The organism is Catellatospora bangladeshensis (assembly GCF_016862575.1).
GTDB lineage: Bacteria > Actinomycetota > Actinomycetes > Mycobacteriales > Micromonosporaceae > Catellatospora > Catellatospora bangladeshensis.
In genome coordinates, this window is record NZ_BONF01000075.1 from 1 (window position 1) to 14017 (window position 14017).

20 protein-coding genes are annotated in these 14017 nt (G+C 71.3%); 3 read left to right on the forward strand and 17 right to left on the reverse strand.

What is annotated here, in order from left to right:
• Window positions 1-194: 194 nt before the first annotated feature.
• Together Cba03nite_RS38965 and Cba03nite_RS38970 are read right to left on the reverse strand one after the other, a co-directional pair.
• Entirely contained in the window at window positions 195-1517 is a 1323-nt protein-coding gene (locus Cba03nite_RS38965; protein ID WP_239126347.1) for a DUF3631 domain-containing protein, read from the reverse strand.
• Window positions 1514-2443, reverse strand: a complete 930-nt coding sequence (locus Cba03nite_RS38970) for a bifunctional DNA primase/polymerase (RefSeq protein WP_308442779.1) — start codon at window positions 2441-2443, stop codon at window positions 1514-1516. Before Cba03nite_RS38970 ends, Cba03nite_RS38965 begins: the two co-directional genes overlap by 4 nt.
• Window positions 2444-2505: 62 nt before the next feature.
• Between Cba03nite_RS38970 and Cba03nite_RS38975 the strand changes: the two genes are divergently transcribed.
• On the forward strand, window positions 2506-2691 hold the full coding sequence (locus tag Cba03nite_RS38975; protein ID WP_203757527.1) for a hypothetical protein: 186 nt from the start codon (window positions 2506-2508) through the stop codon (window positions 2689-2691).
• Between the two features lie 126 nt (window positions 2692-2817).
• Here Cba03nite_RS38975 and Cba03nite_RS38980 read toward each other — a convergent pair whose 3' ends face one another.
• The 7 genes from Cba03nite_RS38980 to Cba03nite_RS39010 form a co-directional block, all read right to left on the reverse strand.
• Window positions 2818-3609, reverse strand: a complete 792-nt coding sequence (locus Cba03nite_RS38980) for a deazapurine DNA modification protein DpdA family protein (RefSeq protein WP_203757529.1) — start codon at window positions 3607-3609, stop codon at window positions 2818-2820.
• The gene (locus Cba03nite_RS38985; RefSeq protein WP_203757531.1) at window positions 3606-3935 is read right to left on the reverse strand and encodes a hypothetical protein; all 330 of its coding nucleotides are present in this window, start codon (window positions 3933-3935) and stop codon (window positions 3606-3608) included. Before Cba03nite_RS38985 ends, Cba03nite_RS38980 begins: the two co-directional genes overlap by 4 nt.
• Complete coding sequence (locus tag Cba03nite_RS38990; RefSeq protein ID WP_203757533.1) at window positions 3932-5557, reverse strand: DNA cytosine methyltransferase; 1626 nt, start codon at window positions 5555-5557, stop codon at window positions 3932-3934. Before Cba03nite_RS38990 ends, Cba03nite_RS38985 begins: the two co-directional genes overlap by 4 nt.
• On the reverse strand, window positions 5554-5826 hold the full coding sequence (locus tag Cba03nite_RS38995) for a hypothetical protein (protein ID WP_203757535.1): 273 nt from the start codon (window positions 5824-5826) through the stop codon (window positions 5554-5556). Before Cba03nite_RS38995 ends, Cba03nite_RS38990 begins: the two co-directional genes overlap by 4 nt.
• Window positions 5827-5979: 153 nt before the next feature.
• Window positions 5980-8055, reverse strand: a complete 2076-nt coding sequence (locus Cba03nite_RS39000; RefSeq protein ID WP_203757537.1) for an FtsK/SpoIIIE domain-containing protein — start codon at window positions 8053-8055, stop codon at window positions 5980-5982.
• Window positions 8056-8059: 4 nt separating this feature from the next.
• The gene (locus Cba03nite_RS39005) at window positions 8060-8311 is read right to left on the reverse strand and encodes a hypothetical protein (protein WP_203757539.1); all 252 of its coding nucleotides are present in this window, start codon (window positions 8309-8311) and stop codon (window positions 8060-8062) included.
• A gap of 102 nt (window positions 8312-8413) precedes the next feature.
• Window positions 8414-8695, reverse strand: coding sequence for a hypothetical protein (locus Cba03nite_RS39010; RefSeq protein ID WP_203757541.1), 282 nt, complete (start codon window positions 8693-8695; stop codon window positions 8414-8416).
• A gap of 181 nt (window positions 8696-8876) precedes the next feature.
• Between Cba03nite_RS39010 and Cba03nite_RS39015 the strand changes: the two genes are divergently transcribed.
• Complete coding sequence (locus Cba03nite_RS39015) at window positions 8877-9323, forward strand: DUF2550 family protein (RefSeq protein WP_203757543.1); 447 nt, start codon at window positions 8877-8879, stop codon at window positions 9321-9323.
• A gap of 53 nt (window positions 9324-9376) precedes the next feature.
• Here the strand turns inward: Cba03nite_RS39015 and Cba03nite_RS39020 are convergent, their stop codons facing one another.
• The 8 genes from Cba03nite_RS39020 to Cba03nite_RS39055 all read right to left on the reverse strand — a co-directional run bounded on the left by Cba03nite_RS39020 (window position 9377) and on the right by Cba03nite_RS39055 (window position 12860).
• Window positions 9377-9847, reverse strand: coding sequence for a single-stranded DNA-binding protein (locus Cba03nite_RS39020; protein ID WP_203757545.1), 471 nt, complete (start codon window positions 9845-9847; stop codon window positions 9377-9379).
• Window positions 9848-9963: 116 nt separating this feature from the next.
• The gene (locus Cba03nite_RS39025) at window positions 9964-10263 is read right to left on the reverse strand and encodes a hypothetical protein (RefSeq protein ID WP_203757547.1); all 300 of its coding nucleotides are present in this window, start codon (window positions 10261-10263) and stop codon (window positions 9964-9966) included.
• Window positions 10260-10577, reverse strand: coding sequence for a hypothetical protein (locus Cba03nite_RS39030; RefSeq protein WP_203757549.1), 318 nt, complete (start codon window positions 10575-10577; stop codon window positions 10260-10262). The genes Cba03nite_RS39025 and Cba03nite_RS39030 overlap by 4 nt, the downstream gene beginning before the upstream one ends.
• Window positions 10574-11722 carry a hypothetical protein gene (locus Cba03nite_RS39035; protein ID WP_203757551.1) on the reverse strand — a complete coding sequence of 383 codons (1149 nt, stop codon included), beginning with the start codon at window positions 11720-11722 and terminating at the stop codon, window positions 10574-10576. The genes Cba03nite_RS39030 and Cba03nite_RS39035 overlap by 4 nt, the downstream gene beginning before the upstream one ends.
• Before the next feature lie 25 nt (window positions 11723-11747).
• The gene (locus tag Cba03nite_RS39040) at window positions 11748-11918 is read right to left on the reverse strand and encodes a hypothetical protein (protein ID WP_203757553.1); all 171 of its coding nucleotides are present in this window, start codon (window positions 11916-11918) and stop codon (window positions 11748-11750) included.
• Window positions 11915-12118 (reverse strand): hypothetical protein, encoded by a 204-nt coding sequence (locus Cba03nite_RS39045; protein ID WP_203757555.1) that lies wholly within the window; start codon window positions 12116-12118, stop codon window positions 11915-11917. Before Cba03nite_RS39045 ends, Cba03nite_RS39040 begins: the two co-directional genes overlap by 4 nt.
• Entirely contained in the window at window positions 12115-12453 is a 339-nt protein-coding gene (locus tag Cba03nite_RS39050) for a hypothetical protein (protein ID WP_203757557.1), read from the reverse strand. Before Cba03nite_RS39050 ends, Cba03nite_RS39045 begins: the two co-directional genes overlap by 4 nt.
• Window positions 12453-12860 carry a hypothetical protein gene (locus Cba03nite_RS39055; RefSeq protein WP_203757559.1) on the reverse strand — a complete coding sequence of 136 codons (408 nt, stop codon included), beginning with the start codon at window positions 12858-12860 and terminating at the stop codon, window positions 12453-12455. The genes Cba03nite_RS39050 and Cba03nite_RS39055 overlap by 1 nt, the downstream gene beginning before the upstream one ends.
• A gap of 691 nt (window positions 12861-13551) precedes the next feature.
• Here Cba03nite_RS39055 and Cba03nite_RS39060 point away from each other — a divergent pair.
• Window positions 13552-13917 (forward strand): GntR family transcriptional regulator, encoded by a 366-nt coding sequence (locus Cba03nite_RS39060; RefSeq protein ID WP_203757561.1) that lies wholly within the window; start codon window positions 13552-13554, stop codon window positions 13915-13917.
• Window positions 13918-14017: the final 100 nt, after the last annotated feature.

Genomic DNA, 14017 nt, shown 5'->3' on the forward strand with positions numbered 1-14017 from the left:
AAGGCGGCAACTCCTCTCGGACTGGCTGGGCGAGCGATGATGGCGGGGGTGGTCACGATGCCTCCAGGTACGAGATGTCATGGATGGGCGTGAATAAAGCCCGCTGAGAGAGCGGTACGGCCAAGATTTCTGCTTGACCGATGTCGAGGCATGCGATGCCTCGCCTGCCCTCTCAGCGGGCTGGAGCGAACGCGCTAGGCGCTGACGGTCGGCCCGTCCTGGGCGCGCACGAGTCGGAGGCGACCGTGCGCGGCCGGCTCTCCATGTCCCGGAGGGTGGGGGGTATCCGTACCATCCGTACCAACCGTCCCACCGCTGGTCAGGGCTGGTACGGAATCTTGGGCGGTACGCTTCGATCCGTACCAGTCAAGATCCCGTACCAGTCCTGAGCTGGGCTGGGACGGTTGGTACGGTTGGTACGCTTCCCCCGGGGTGTCCGGGACATCGGACCCGCAGTAGCGGTCCCACGCGTCGCCGAAGGCGGGCCGCGTGTAGCCCTTCGCCTGCCCGGTCGGGAACCGCATCGTGACCGGCCGTACCTCGAATTCCCGCAGCAGCGCGCCCAGCTTGTGTGGGGTGAGGTCCGACCAGGGTGACTCGTCGAGTGCCCGTAGCCGTTCGATGAGCTGGGCGGTGGGCAGCGCGTCGGCGTCGGCGACGGTGAACACGATGCGGCAGTCGGTCAGCAGCCGCACGCGGTCGCTGGTCGCCGCGTTCTCCTCCTTGACCCCGGTCAGGGTGACGGCGGCTGTGCGTGCCCGGATGGGCCAGTCGCCTCCGGCGAGGTCGGCAAGGGCGATGAGCGGTTCCCAGGTGTCGGCGGCGCGGTCCTCCACCGGCATGACGGGCTCGGCCGTGCGGAGCAGGTCGATGCTGGCGGCGAGCCAGTCGTACAGCTCCACGCCGATGGCGGCGACGAGGGGCCGGTCGCGCATGATGCGCCAGGGCTTGACCTTCTCGCGGCCGGCGCGGCGGCGCATGTGCACGACCACGGCCCGGTCCTCGATGGTGTCGGGGGCGGCGCCGATGCCTGCCATGGCGGCCATGGCGAAGGTGGGGATCTTCTCCACGCGCTGGGTGTTGGCGTCGTAGCGCAGGGCGGGTCGATTGCGCTGGTGGCCCGCGTTGAGCAGCCCACGCAGATCCTCAGCTGATCCGGCGGCAGCGGGGCCGAAGATGGTGTCGTATTCGTCGATGAGCAGCGTGGGTGGGTCGTCCATGCCGATCGCCCGGTACACAGCGGCAGGCGACGCGTTCACCGTGATCAGCGGGTTGTGGCACGCGGCTTCGACCAGGTCGAGGAGCCGGGACTTGCCGCAACGCTTCTCCGGCGCCCGGATGACCAGCCGGGGCGCACACGCCCACGCCGGAAGGGCGTAGGTCGCGGCGATCCACAGCACCACGGCGTCCAGCGATTCGGAGCTGGGCAGGATGACGTACTGAGCGATGGTGGCACGGAGCCGGTCGAGCAGGGCTGCGCCGTCGATGGCGGGCCGGTCCTTCTTGGGTCGGGTCACAGTGTCACTCCTTCTGCGGCGAATCCTTCGCGGATGGCGTTGGGGGTGGACTTGGCCCAGGGCCAGCGTGCGGCGTCGCAGGCGGCCACGAGCCGGTCATAGGCTTCGGTGCTGGTCATCTGGCCTGCGGCGACCATGCGGGCGGCGCCGCGGGCGCAGCCGAACAGCGTCACCCTTCGGCGGCCCTTCGGGGCCTGGTGGATCCGGGAGACCAGCGCGTCCATTAGCCGGTCGGGGTAGGAGGCGGCCCCCCCGCTGCGCGGGGGCGGATGGTGGCCGGCACGTTGGGGCGGCTGCCGCCGGATTTCGGCCAGGCACGCGCTGACCAGTGCGGGGGCCGCCTCCTCTATGCGCGACCCCTGATCAGCCCACGTGTACGGACGGCCGGTGACCGGATGGCGTGAGGGCGGCGCGACGACGTAGCCGCCGTCCGCCTTCACGTCGATGCCAGGACCGAGCCGGATGCCCTGGTCGCAGGGGACGGCGATGCCGCCCGGGTGGCGGTAGTAGAGGTGCAGGCCGCCGGAGCCGGTACGGGCGTACCTGGTCGGCGGGGTGAGCCCGCGTGCGATCAGGGCGTTGAGTGTCGCGGTGCCGTCGTGACGCGGGTCTACGTCGATGACGACCAGCCCGGACGCCGCGCCGGTGCGGACGGCCAGCAGCCCGCGCGGTACCGCGGCCAGCATCGCCGTGATGCGGTCGGGGTCGGTGCTGGCCGCGTAGAACCCATGGCAGGTCAAGCACGGGCACGCCTGCGGGTCGTGCGGCGTGAGTGCCTTCCTGGCGGTGTCGCACGGCCCGCAGAGCGCCACGGGCCGTTTGGACCGGCCGAGCACAAACACGGGCCAGCCGCTGGCGGCGTAGCGCAGCGCAGCCGCCAACAGGAGATGAGCCGCCGCAGGCGGCATTTCAGGGGTTCGATTCATCGCCGGTTGCCTCCGGCGTTCGGGGCAGCGGCGACATTGCCTGACCCCGTACTCTGCCCGCCATGAGCAACAAGCCAGATCTTCTTAGTGACAACGGGGGCAACCTCTTCAAGGCGGTCGGCGTTGCCGTGATGGCCTATGGAACGCTGAACGGCAAGATGTTCGGGGTAGTCGTGGGTGGCTTCCTCATGGTCTTCGGCGCGCTGCTGCGCATCGACGATGCGATCCGGCGGCAGAAGTCTGAGTGACGCAGGCGGCCGGCCGAGCATGAATACCGGCTGGCCGTTGGCGGCGTAGCGCAGCGCAGCCGCCGACAGGGGGTGAGCCGCCGCAGGCGGCCTTTCTGTTCTTGTTCCTGGTCTGGTCATGGCTGGTCACGCTCCTTTCGCAGCTGCGAGTACGCCGCTGCGCCATTGCAGGGCGAACGGCAGGCAGTTGGCGCAGTTCTTGTGGCGCAGCCCGTGGCCGGGCAGTACCTTGCCCCGCTTGCGGGCGTCGAACGACCACGCGAGGGAGTCGGCGGAGGTGAGCTTGTCGCCGTGGGCGATCAGGCCGAGGGTCTTGAACCCGAACCCGTGCAGGTGGCGCACGCCCTGGGCGTGCAGGGCGGCGATGATCTGTCCGGCCTCCCCGGTGGCCTGGCGTCGGCACACCGACCCCAGCCCCACCAGCGGCAGGCTGGTGAGGTCCACGTCGATGAGGGACTGGTAGAGGTCCACGCAGCGCAGGTAGGCGTCTACGGTGTCGCCCTGGACCACGGGGATGATCGGCAGGTCGGGGGCCAGGGTGCGCAGCTCGGCGTAGTTGAGCACCGTGCGGCGCTGGTGCTCGGCCACCGACAGGCCGGTGCCGACGAACCGCTGACCAGCCGCTACGCCGCCGTTGATGACGATCGGTTCGCACATCCAGTCCTGGGGCGCGGCCCACATGAGCTGCCCTATCTCGTCGTGGTAGCGGCGCAGCCGGGCCACGTACTCGCCCGGCGGCACCGTCCACGTCCCGTACTTCTGCAACTCCGTGAACCCGCCCGAATCGACGGCCCACGGCGCAGCTGCGCGCGGCAGCGTCTTATAGACGCGCAACCTGCGGTCGCAGACGAACAACGGCACGTTGGCCTTGCCCAGCCATCCGGGCTGGTGGCTGCCGAGCAGGAACCGCGCCCTCACCGGCCCGCCTCCTGCCGGTCGAGGCCGAATACCCGGCGCACGACCATAAGCGAGACGGCCATGAGGTGTCGGCAGGCGGCCTGCGCGGTGGTCTCGTCGTCGGGCAGGCCGAGGACGATACGCAGTTCCATGTGGTCGTGGCCTGCGTGGTCGCGGTAGCGGGTGCCGACCATGCGCCCGCCCTCTATCTGCCACACCTCGGGGATCGAGGCGTGTTCACCGCCGGGCAGGGCTGCGGTGCAGTGGTGGGCGCGGGCGCACCAGTCGGGGTGCCCGTCGCTGTGTTCCCGGCGGGCTGGGCGCCCGTCTGTCAGCGCGCGTCTCATGACGCGCTCCGGCCGTCCAGGACGGCGGCCACGCGCCCGCCGAGGAACTGGGCGACGTTGGCGGAGACGGCGTTGCCTGCCTGCATGGTCTGTTCGGAGAGGTTGCCGGTGACGTGGTAGCTGTCGGGGAAGCGCTGGGCTCGGAGCTGCTCACGTGGCTGGAGCATCCGGAAGTAGCAGTCCTCCACGGCCACGGCCGGGCGCACCAGCGCGCCGCTGTCGTGGGTGGCCATGGTGTGCAGCGGCGCATCGGTGCTGGTCGGCCGGTTGCCCTTGCGGTAGGGGATGACCAGCGCGTGATGTCCGCCCCTGGCCGCCATCGTCTGGAACGGCTGGCCGAGGCTGTGGGCGGTGGCGTGGTTGCGCAGGACCGCGATGAACGGCTCGGTGGTTACCAGGCTGTGGCTCATGCTGGTGGTCTGCGTACCGAGCGGCTCGCGGTCGACGGGCTGGGACATGCGGGCGGGGTCGGCGTAGCCGCCGTACTGCTTGACGTAGAACGGCGGCACGACCAGGGCCTCGGACTCGGTCGCGGTGCGGGTGCACATCGGCCGGTCGGCGGGGTAGGCGTCGGTGTTCCATGAGCCGCCCGCGGGCACCAGCATCGGCGGGGTGGCGAACCCCTCGCCGATCTTCAGGGTGCGGGTCGGCAGCGGCCCGCCGTCGATCGGCAGGGCGCGGCTGTCGCTGTCGCCGTGGTTGACCGTGATCAGGATCTGCCGGTCAGAGAACATCTGAAGGCCGTGCCGGATACGGGCGATCGTCGCCGCAGCCAAAGGCTTGGCCTTGTCGCCGATCCGCTCGCCGACATCGGTCCAGTCGATGGCGGCACGGGCGGGCATCACATACGGCTCGACCTGCGCCTGACCGCATGCCGTGTTCGGGCAGAGGTAGACGTACTGCTCGCGGTAGGCGCCGATGCGGCCGAACTGCCGGACCTTCGGGGTGTCCTTCCACGCCTGCACCGCCTGCACGTCGGCGCCGCACCGCTCGCACCAGGCCAGCGGCCGGGGTGCCACGTCGGGCAGGGGGATGCCGGTGCGGGTGAACACCAGGTACATCCGGTCGCGCCACTGCGGCGCGTAGGGGTTGCCGTCACCGCCGACGTGGGCCGAGGACACGCACACGGTCTGCTGGGCGTAGCCGAGCATCCGCATCCCGGCGCACCACCACTCGAACAGCTCCCATTTCCAGGCGACCTCGGGCACGTTCTCGACCAGCACCGCGCTGTAGCGGTGGACCTCCGTAGCGCGGATCACGTCGTGGAACGTGGCGCGGGTGCGCTCGAATCCGGCCTGGGCGACGTGCCCGCCGGTTTCGAGGATGTCGAGCTGCCCGCGCGGGCGCGGCCGGGCCTTGCTCGCCTTCTTCGACGAGCCGCCGGCCGGGGATGCCTCGGTGCAGATCGGCGACGCCCACAGGATGTCGGTGGTGGGCAGGGCGCGCATGTCGTAGTTGTTGACGTCGGCGCACAGGTGCTCGGCGCCGGGGAAGTTCGCGGCGTGGGTGTCGATGGCGGTGCGCCAGTGGTTGGCGGCGAGCTTGAGGTCGAGCCCGGCGGCGGTCAGCCCGATCGAGCTGCCGCCCGCGCCGCAGAAGATGTCGGTGAAGGTCAGGCTCATCGCGTCGTCTCCCTGGTCTTGGTCTGCGCGGCGGCGTCGGCCTGGGCGCGGGCGTCGTGGACGGTGTTGTAGAGGCGCCGGCCGATCCGCAGGCGCAGTCCGGAGCCCTTGCAGCGGCGGCAGAACGTGACTCTGCGTAGAAGAAGGATCCGGCGGTTGCCGGTGCCGGAGCAGGCGCGGCACCGCCCGAACGGCAGGATCCAGCAAAGCAATACATAGATGAGCGTTGCGGCTATGAGGGTGGCGGTAACGATCAGTTCGGGTGTCACGGGGTGCCTCCACGGGCTGTTTGGGGGCCGGTTTCGGGCATGGCGTTACCCGTTACCTGGTCACAGTCGTGCCAGGCAGGGGCAGGGATGGGAGGTAACGGCACGGGTAACGCTGGCGTTACCTCCACCCGTGCCGTTACCGCCGGGGTTACCTCACTCGGACTGCTGCCGCTGAGCGAGGATCTTGGACAGTTCGTCGCGCCGGTACCCCTTGAGCACCTTGCCCGCGACCTTCACTCCCTGTGACGGGACGCCGAGGGCGCGTGCCATCTCCGACAGCGCGTCGGCGGTCATCACGGGGTAGGCCTCCGGCCACCGCTCGGCCAGCGCGCCGGCGGCCACCGACCAGTGCTGCCCGTTGTCCACCGACACCGCCAGCAGATCGGCGAGCAGGTCACGCGCCGGGGGGAGGTCGTCGCCGACCGGGCGGCGCCCACCCCGGAGGGCGATGGCGCGGGCGATGATCGCTGCGGCCTGCTGGGGGGTCGGGTACTGCGACAGCACCGACACCGGAGACGGCCCACCGGTCATCACACCCCAGCCCGCATCGTCCACGGGCTTGTAGACGGTGCCGGTGATCCCGCGCTTGTAGGCGCCGGTGCCGAGGATCATGTCGTTCTCGACCTGGCCCTGGACACTGAGGCACCAGCGGTTGGTGACGCAGCGGGTGATGTTGGGCGGCAGGCTGGTCTTGTCCGGGATCTGCGTGGCCAGGACCACGATGATGCCCAAAGCGCGAGCCCGTTTGATCAGCCGCTCGGCCGCGTCGGCGGCGTCCTTGTCGGCGGCGAACAGCTCGTGCGCCTCGTCGATGACGATGACGATCGGGTGCAGCCCTGATCCGGGCTTGCGCGCCAGCTCGGGCGTGACCTTGCCCTCGGGTGCCAGCCCGGCCTGTTTGGCGGCCAGGATGCGCTTACCGCGCCGCTCAGCCTCCGCCAACGCCCACGCCAGGATGGCGCCGCCCTGCCGGATCGCCTCGTCGTCCACGCCGACGACATACGTGCTGCACAGCGCCTCGAAGTCGAGGAAGTCACCCGTGCCCTTGAACTCGGCAATCTTGAACTCGACCGTGGGATCGAGGGACCAGGCCAGAGCCAGGGACCGGGCGGCGTAGCTCTTGCCCGATCCGGGCTGCCCGCCGATCAGGAACGAGCGGGCGAACCCGCTAGTGGTGACCGGACGCTGCCGCTCGTCGGATCCGAACTCCTCGGGGCGGAACACGCTGGTGACGGCGTTGTCAGCGAGGAGTGCCCACCGGGGCTTGCCCATCTTCGACGCGGGCTGGTAGCCGACCCAAAGGTCGAGCTGTCCGGCGTGCTCGGGTCCGGGTGCCGGCCAGACCTGGTCGATGGGCAGCCGCAGCGCCGACGACAGCGCCGCCCGCTTCTCGATCACTTTCACCGCCTCGACACCCAAGGGCAGGTTTACCCTGGCCAGCCAGCCGGGACCGTCCCGGTGGATCGGCGACGGGAACTCCAACTGGCCGGGGTCGGTCAAGCCCTGGGTCTTGACCGCGACCAGCGCCGCCCGCACCTGCTCGGCAGTGAGCCGGGTGAACTTCGGCGTGTTGGACACGCGGTCGGTGATCGGCCGGTCAGCGGGCTTGCCCGCCTGCGCCGCCAGCACCGCAGCACCTGCAGCGGCGGCGTACCAGCCGATGGGCGGGACCGCGCCGGACAGCTCCAGCACGGTCCCGCCCACGCACGCGGCAGTACCAGCGGCACCGAGCAGCATCCACCGCGGCTTGGACTCCTTGGCGCGGGTGCGGTTGAGCGCCTGCCAGGTGTAGGCGTCTGCCTTGCTGGCCGCGTGCTGGCGAAGCTCCCAGTTGCCCTCCTCCGCGCTGGCCCAGCGCAGCACCCGCCGCGCCAGCCGCCACACCCCACGCGGCGCGTAGCCCGCGACCTTCAGCCCGTACCAGGGAGAACGCAGCAGGTGAAACGCCGTGTAGTAGCCGACATCGCTGGCCAGGGCGCGCATGGTCTCGCGCCGCCCGTGCGCCGACATCATCCACGCGGGCACCAGCGGTACCCGCCGGTTGCCGCTGGTCACGTCCTTCCACGTGACCGTCATCGCCTCGCCCTCCGGCTCGTCCACCGGAGCGCCCCGGTCGGGCCGGTACACCGTGTACGACTCGGCGTCCACCGGCGGGGTCTGGCCGGGGACGGTGGCGGCGGTGTTGGTGGGCTCGTCGTCGTCGCTGAACACGATCGGGGTCAGTGCCATGGTGCTACCTCCGTTCGACATCGATCAGGGCATTGATCAGGCGTTCATGAAGCTGGGTGAGCAGCCGGGAGCGCGGCATCGTGGGCTGCTCGGCCTGCTCGCGCATCAGCGCCTCAGCAGCGCTGACGGCGGCCCGCAGGCCGCCCAGCCGCTCCCGGAGCCACGCAATCCAGGTGTTGAGCCGGGCGATGACGGCGGCCTGCCGGGAGATCTCGGCGTGCAGCACCGGGCACTGCCCGCACGGCTGCTCACTCATCGGGGACCGCCTTGAGGCTGGTCATACTGGGTGTGCTCCCTTCGAGGGGTAGAGCGGGACATGGCCGGTTCCTGGCAGGGCGGGCCATGTCCCGCGACGAGGTCACCTACCGGCGCCGCCGGGGTCGGTGTCGGGGCTGTTCAGGTTGTGCAGCCGCGCCATGCGCGCCTGGACGACGTGGTGAGCGATCCGGGTGGTGATGTAGGCGGCCAGGACGAGTCCGCCCAGACCGCCGGTGAGCCAGCCGGGCGCACCGGCCACCCACGCCACCAGCACCGCCACCGCCGTGACCGCGGTGGCCGTCATGGCGCTGTAGTAGACGCCAGCCGCGCGTTCGGCACGCAGCGCCGCCGCCTGCCACACGGTCGGGTTGTCGATGTGCACGTGCGTTCCTCCCTCTGCCGCCCGCATGGCGGCCACCGCACGCGCCGAGCAGCCTCGCTCGGCGCGTCGGGAAGCGGTCACGACTGGCGCGACGGTGTACGGCCAGGGGCGGAAGCTGTCCGCCATGGCCGTGACCTGGGGAAGGCCTGTAGGGTCGTCGCCCGGTAGGCAGGGGGAACAAGTGCTGGACTTCATCGTGGGCATGATCGGCGGCTGGCTGGGCGCGAGCTGGAGCCAGCGCCGCGAACTGCGCCGCGCCCGCGCCCGGCAGGCCGCCCTTCTGGCAGGCGAGCCGGTGCGGGTCCCGTGCGCGATGAGGGAGCTGGGCGCGGGGCAGACACAGTGGCGGCATGGCGACCTGCTGCTGACGGCAGGTCGGGCCTGGTGGACCCCGCCCGGGATGAGCAGCCGGAAGGTCAGCCTTGGACCGGCGGGTCTGACGGTCACCGGCGACAGGCCGGTCACGGCGCAGGAAGGGTGGGGACTCAACCCCGCCTGCCGCGTGCTGTCGGTGCGCCTTGACGGCCGAGAACTGGAGCTGGCCATCCCCGGTCAGGATCTGGCCACCGCGGCGCAGGTTCTACCGCTGGCGACATGGGTGCAACCCGCCCGATCAGGCACCGCGTGACCTGCCTGTGGTGTAACGCCTGGCGATCGGCGCTACACCACAGGCAGAGCTGATCAGAACGGGGGCTCCTCGCTGCCGCCGAACCCGCCGGTGCCGTTAGCCCACGGATCGGGCTCCCCCGAGGCGGCCGGCGCGCCGCCACCGGAAGCGCCGTTGGCGCGCGACATCTTCTTGACCTGCGCCGTGGCGTAGCGCAGGCTCGCGCCGATGTCCTCAACGTCCAGTTGGAACGCCTGGCGGTTCTCGCCCTCCGGGGTGGTCCACCGATTGAGCTTCAGCCGCCCGGTCACGACCACGCGCGAGCCCCGGACCAGGGACTCGGCGATGTTCTCGGCCAAGTCGCGCCATGCCGAGCAGTTCATGAACAGCGGCTCGCCGTCCTTCCACTGGTTGGTGGCCTTGTCGTACGTGCGCGGGGTGGACGCGACGCTGAACTTGCACAGCGCCGCCCCGGCGGGGGTGAACCGCAGCTCGGGGTCGGCGGTGAGGTTGCCGACCAGGGTCAGGGTTGTTTCGTTGGCCACGGGGGCACTCCTTCAGCAGGCGTCGGACGCAGCTGCGCGACGGTTCGGGCTGGTCGCCGGTCTGGCGGCCACCGCTCCCGGCCAGGGGTGATGAACCCTGGCCGGGACGGTTGCGGTCAGCGCCGGGGGAACTGCGGGATGGGGACGGTGCCCAGCCCCGACATCGGCGCGTTGGGCTCGGCGGCGTCCAGCGGCACAAGCCACAGGCACCGCTGCTGGCCGATCTGCTCGGCGCGGTAGGCCAGCCACGTCAGGTAGTCGTGCGCCCGCTCCAGGGCGTACTGCCGGTCGGCGTACTCGTCATCGAGCCGCCCGTCCACCCAGGCGGCCAGCGCCCGCAACTGCCCCGGCAGGTCGTCGTCCGGGCGCATGTCGGGGTAGGTGTCGTCCGGGTGCTGGTAGTCCACGTCGGTCACCGCTGCGCCTCCTGCTCGGGCTGGGGTTTCGGCTCGGGCTCGGCGAAGCACTGTGCCGCCCGGCAGGCGACCGCGCCCCGGTGCTGCGCCCAGCCCGCCGAGTAAGACCGGCCGTCCGTGGCGGGGGCCTGGTCGGGCTCGGGGCGCTGGCAGGCCGGGACGTGCGCCCAGTGCTTGGTGATCTCCTCCCGGCCGTAGAGGACCTCCGTCGTCGCCCAGTGGTGGGAGGCGTAGCGGTGCGCGAGGGCACCGGGGGTGACGGGGCCGTCCGTGACGACCTCCCAATGCGGCTTGAGCACGACAGGTGTGGTCATCGGCTGGTCACCGCGCTCAGGTCGAGGTTCATCTCGGCCAGGCTGGGCGCGCCCCGCCAGGGCCGCGCGGCGGACACGTAGCCGTCGAACAGGCCGATGAGGAACGCCGTGCCGGCCGCGCCGATCGGCCCCACCGAGTGGGCCAGCATCGGCCCTACCTGCTCGAACCAGTCCACGCCGACCGTCCAGCCGCCGACGATGTTGAGCAGCAGCGACGTGCCCAGGGTGGTCCACTCGATCGCGGTGGCGCGCCAGTCGGTGTCACCACCGGCCGAGCGCAGCACCGCCCGCCCGATGATGATCAGACCGACGATCGCGATCAGCGCGGGCTCCATCGCCCACGCCGCCCACCAGCCCGCCGTGTCCGCGCCCAGCCCGAGCAGCCGCGCCACCCCGGCCTGAACACCGGTGGTGGACCACGCGGCGAACGCGGCCAGGACCGGCACCCCTGCGAGGAGGGTGACCTGGCGGACGCGGGCCACGCGCAGAGCCCGCATCTCGGCCGATCCCTGGATCTGCGCCCGCAGCCGGGCGCGGGTGCCCGAGCGGGCAGCGCGCCGATACAGCGCAGCGAGGGCCGCCGCGTCGGCGGTGTCGCGTGCCCGCTCGCGGCGGGCGAGCTTGGCCGCGCGTGCCTGCTCGCGCACGTCACCGAGCGCGATGCGGTGCTCGGCTTCGGCCGCGCGCCGCGCCAGCTCGTCATGGCGGGCGATGTTCAGCCGGGCGCGCTCGTCATCCAGCCGCGCTGCGGCCGCCAGCACTGGGGACACCTCACCGGGTGCCACCACGGGGATCGGCTCAGGCGCGGCCGGAGCGATCTTCGTAGGCGCTTCTACGTCAACCGCCGTCTGCGACAACGCCGCAGGCATGATCAGCACATCCGGCGCGTCCGGCGCCACCTCAGCCGCAGGCTGCGCGGGCGGGGCTGGCGCGGGCTTGGCCATCGCCGGGACGGCGGTGGTGTGTTCGTCGGGGGCCGGGGCGGGCAGGGTCGCCAGCAGCGCCCTGGCCTTGTCCCCGCCGATGCTGAACCTCTTCATCGTGGCGCGGTGCGAAGGCGTCGCGCCCAGCTCGTCGGCCCACGCCCGGAAGTCGTCGACCAGCGCGGCGACGGACACGGGGTAGGCACTCGCAGGTGCAGTCATGATCGTCACTCCTTTCAGAGGGATGTCAGCGGCGGGCGCGGACGCGCTGCTCGGCCGCGAACACGGCGGCCTGCTCGCGCTCGGACAGCCCCGACAGCACGGCACGGTCGTGGCCGTGCCGCTCCAGGGCGCGCAGCAGCGCTACCGTCGCGGCGTCGCTGATCTGCTGGTCGGTGTAGGTGTCGGGCTTGCTCACCGCGCCACCCCCTGCGCGGGGGCCGGGACCGGGTAGCAGCCGTAGGCGTCGGCGATCCAGTCCAGCGGCCGCACGTTCACGCGCGAGAGCCACCCGAACGGCGTCAGCAGCGCGTACAGGCCGTCGTCGGTGCGCCGCCAGTAGTCGCCGCCCATCCGGTCACGGACCCACAGCGGGCGCCCCGTCTGCCGCGCGCTCATCGGGTGCCTCCGGTCATCGGCCGGCGGCGCAGCGTGGTCGCGTACACGCGCACGTTGCCGGGCGCCCGGCGGGCCGGGGCGGGGTCGGACACGCCGGTCAACGTGGTGACGGTGTCCAGGGCGGTCAGCACGGCGGCCACGTCGGCGCGGGCGCCGATCAGCCGCACCTGCACCGGCCGCGCCGCGACCACGTCCAGGGCAGCCCGGTACATGGCCTGGCGCTGCTGCTCGCGCAGCCGCGCGGTCAGCGCGGCGGCCTGCTCGGCGGTCAGGTCACCGCGGCCGGCGCGCCGGGCGATCTCGCCGATCGCGCGGCCGGTACGGGTCCGGGCCATCACCGGGCCTCCCGCCGTGCCGCAGCTGCGCGGGAGCATACGAACCGGTAGCCCCGGTTGCGGCGCGCCCGGACCTCGGCCAGGCGGCGGCGGACCTCGGCCCGCTCGCACTCGGTCAGCTCCAGCCGCTCACCGCGCATTGCGCGGCGTACCGCGATCTCGTCGATGTAGGACGGGTCCGGCTCGATGTCGAGGGGGAGACCGCACTCGACCGCGAACAGCAGGTCATCGGTCAGCGCGGTCGCCCACGCCGAGCCGCACGCGACCCCGCCGAGCAGGTCGGCCGGGTCGAGGTGGACGTGGCCGACACAGCGGCGGGCCGCCACACCGGCCAGAGGGTGATCGGTGGTCAGCCAGGCAGCGCCCGGCTCGTCGGCAGGTGCCGACGCGATAGCCTGAACAGGCATCGCTCTCTTCCCTTCAGGTGGGTGAGTGTGCGAAAGACCCCGGCGGGGATGCACCCCCGCCGGGGTCGTCTTGTTCGTCGTGCTGGTCGCCTCGGTGGCGGCCACCGCACGGGCCGGGCCAGGCCACAGCCCGCACGGAAGCTGTCAGCGCCGCGAACGCATGCGTCGGCTGGGAGCAGCAGCACAGCCGCTGCAGCGCTCCTCGCCCTTAGGCAGCGGCACGAGGCCGCCGCAGCCGCAGCAGTTACGCCACACCGCTTTGGCGCGGGTTGAGACACGTACGCAGGTGGAAAGCATCATCACGGTCACCTCCTCCGGTGATCAGTGCGTTTGACGGGACGGCGGCGGCCGGGACCGGGGTGGCCCCGGCCGCCTGAACTGGTGGCAGAACTTCGCGCGGCCAGTAACCCGGGCCGCGTACGGGCGCACGGACCTCAGCCGTGCCGGCCGCCTTTTTCCTAGGAGGCGGCGGCCTACTTCGCTATGAACGTGTGAATGAACAGCCAGCGTCTGGCGCTACGGGCGCGCGGCATCGCCGCCTTCCCGCGCTGGCCAGGACCGGAGCGAGTTGCGTGTCGGCCGGTGTCGGCCGCTGTAGGAACATGATGCACATGCCGCACTATGTGCGTCAAGTGCTATGTGCGTTCTGCCTGGTCGTGTGCTCTACTTGGTGCGCTAGGAGGGAGAGAGCATGGCGCTCGTGTCGGGTACTCCGGCGTTTCAGCAGGTAGCAGAGGACATCCGGAAGCAGATCACCAGCGGGGCGTTACCTGCCGGCGCTCAACTGCCGTCGATGGCCCAGCTCAAGGAGCTGTACAGCGTCTCCAGCACAGTCGTACGCGATGCCCTCACAGAGCTTCGCCGCGAAGGTCTTGTGATCGGCCAGCAGGGCAAGGGCGTATTCGTACGTGATGGTGCCGAAGCTGCATCCGCAGCAGGCGACGCCGGGGAGATCATGGAACGCCTTGAGGAGCTGACCGAGGTCGTCCGGCAGCTCGACGCGCGGCTTGCTCGACTCGAAGAAGGCGCCGCTCCAAAGCAGCCATCTCGGCGGTAAGCCACTTCAGGCGCTCCGCGATGGCTCGCCGCTGCTCTACGGAAATTCCCCTGGTCCTTGGCTGCTGTGTGCTCATGGACATAGAGAACCCCCGCTTTTG

Bases quoted from the DNA above. Each gene is read 5' to 3' on its own strand.
- Cba03nite_RS38970 (WP_308442779.1), bottom strand. From the start codon at position 2,443: ATGAATCGAACCCCTGAAATGCCGCCTGCGGCGGCTCATCTCCTGTTG.
- Cba03nite_RS38975 (WP_203757527.1), top strand. From the start codon at position 2,506: ATGAGCAACAAGCCAGATCTTCTTAGTGACAACGGGGGCAACCTCTTC.
- Cba03nite_RS38985 (WP_203757531.1), bottom strand. From the start codon at position 3,935: ATGAGACGCGCGCTGACAGACGGGCGCCCAGCCCGCCGGGAACACAGC.
- Cba03nite_RS38990 (WP_203757533.1), bottom strand. From the start codon at position 5,557: ATGAGCCTGACCTTCACCGACATCTTCTGCGGCGCGGGCGGCAGCTCG.
- Cba03nite_RS39000 (WP_203757537.1), bottom strand. From the start codon at position 8,055: ATGGCACTGACCCCGATCGTGTTCAGCGACGACGACGAGCCCACCAAC.
- Cba03nite_RS39005 (WP_203757539.1), bottom strand. From the start codon at position 8,311: ATGAGTGAGCAGCCGTGCGGGCAGTGCCCGGTGCTGCACGCCGAGATC.
- Cba03nite_RS39030 (WP_203757549.1), bottom strand. From the start codon at position 10,577: ATGACCACACCTGTCGTGCTCAAGCCGCATTGGGAGGTCGTCACGGAC.
- Cba03nite_RS39035 (WP_203757551.1), bottom strand. From the start codon at position 11,722: ATGACTGCACCTGCGAGTGCCTACCCCGTGTCCGTCGCCGCGCTGGTC.
- Cba03nite_RS39045 (WP_203757555.1), bottom strand. From the start codon at position 12,118: ATGAGCGCGCGGCAGACGGGGCGCCCGCTGTGGGTCCGTGACCGGATG.
- Cba03nite_RS39050 (WP_203757557.1), bottom strand. From the start codon at position 12,453: ATGGCCCGGACCCGTACCGGCCGCGCGATCGGCGAGATCGCCCGGCGC.
- Cba03nite_RS39055 (WP_203757559.1), bottom strand. From the start codon at position 12,860: ATGCCTGTTCAGGCTATCGCGTCGGCACCTGCCGACGAGCCGGGCGCT.
- Cba03nite_RS39060 (WP_203757561.1), top strand. From the start codon at position 13,552: ATGGCGCTCGTGTCGGGTACTCCGGCGTTTCAGCAGGTAGCAGAGGAC.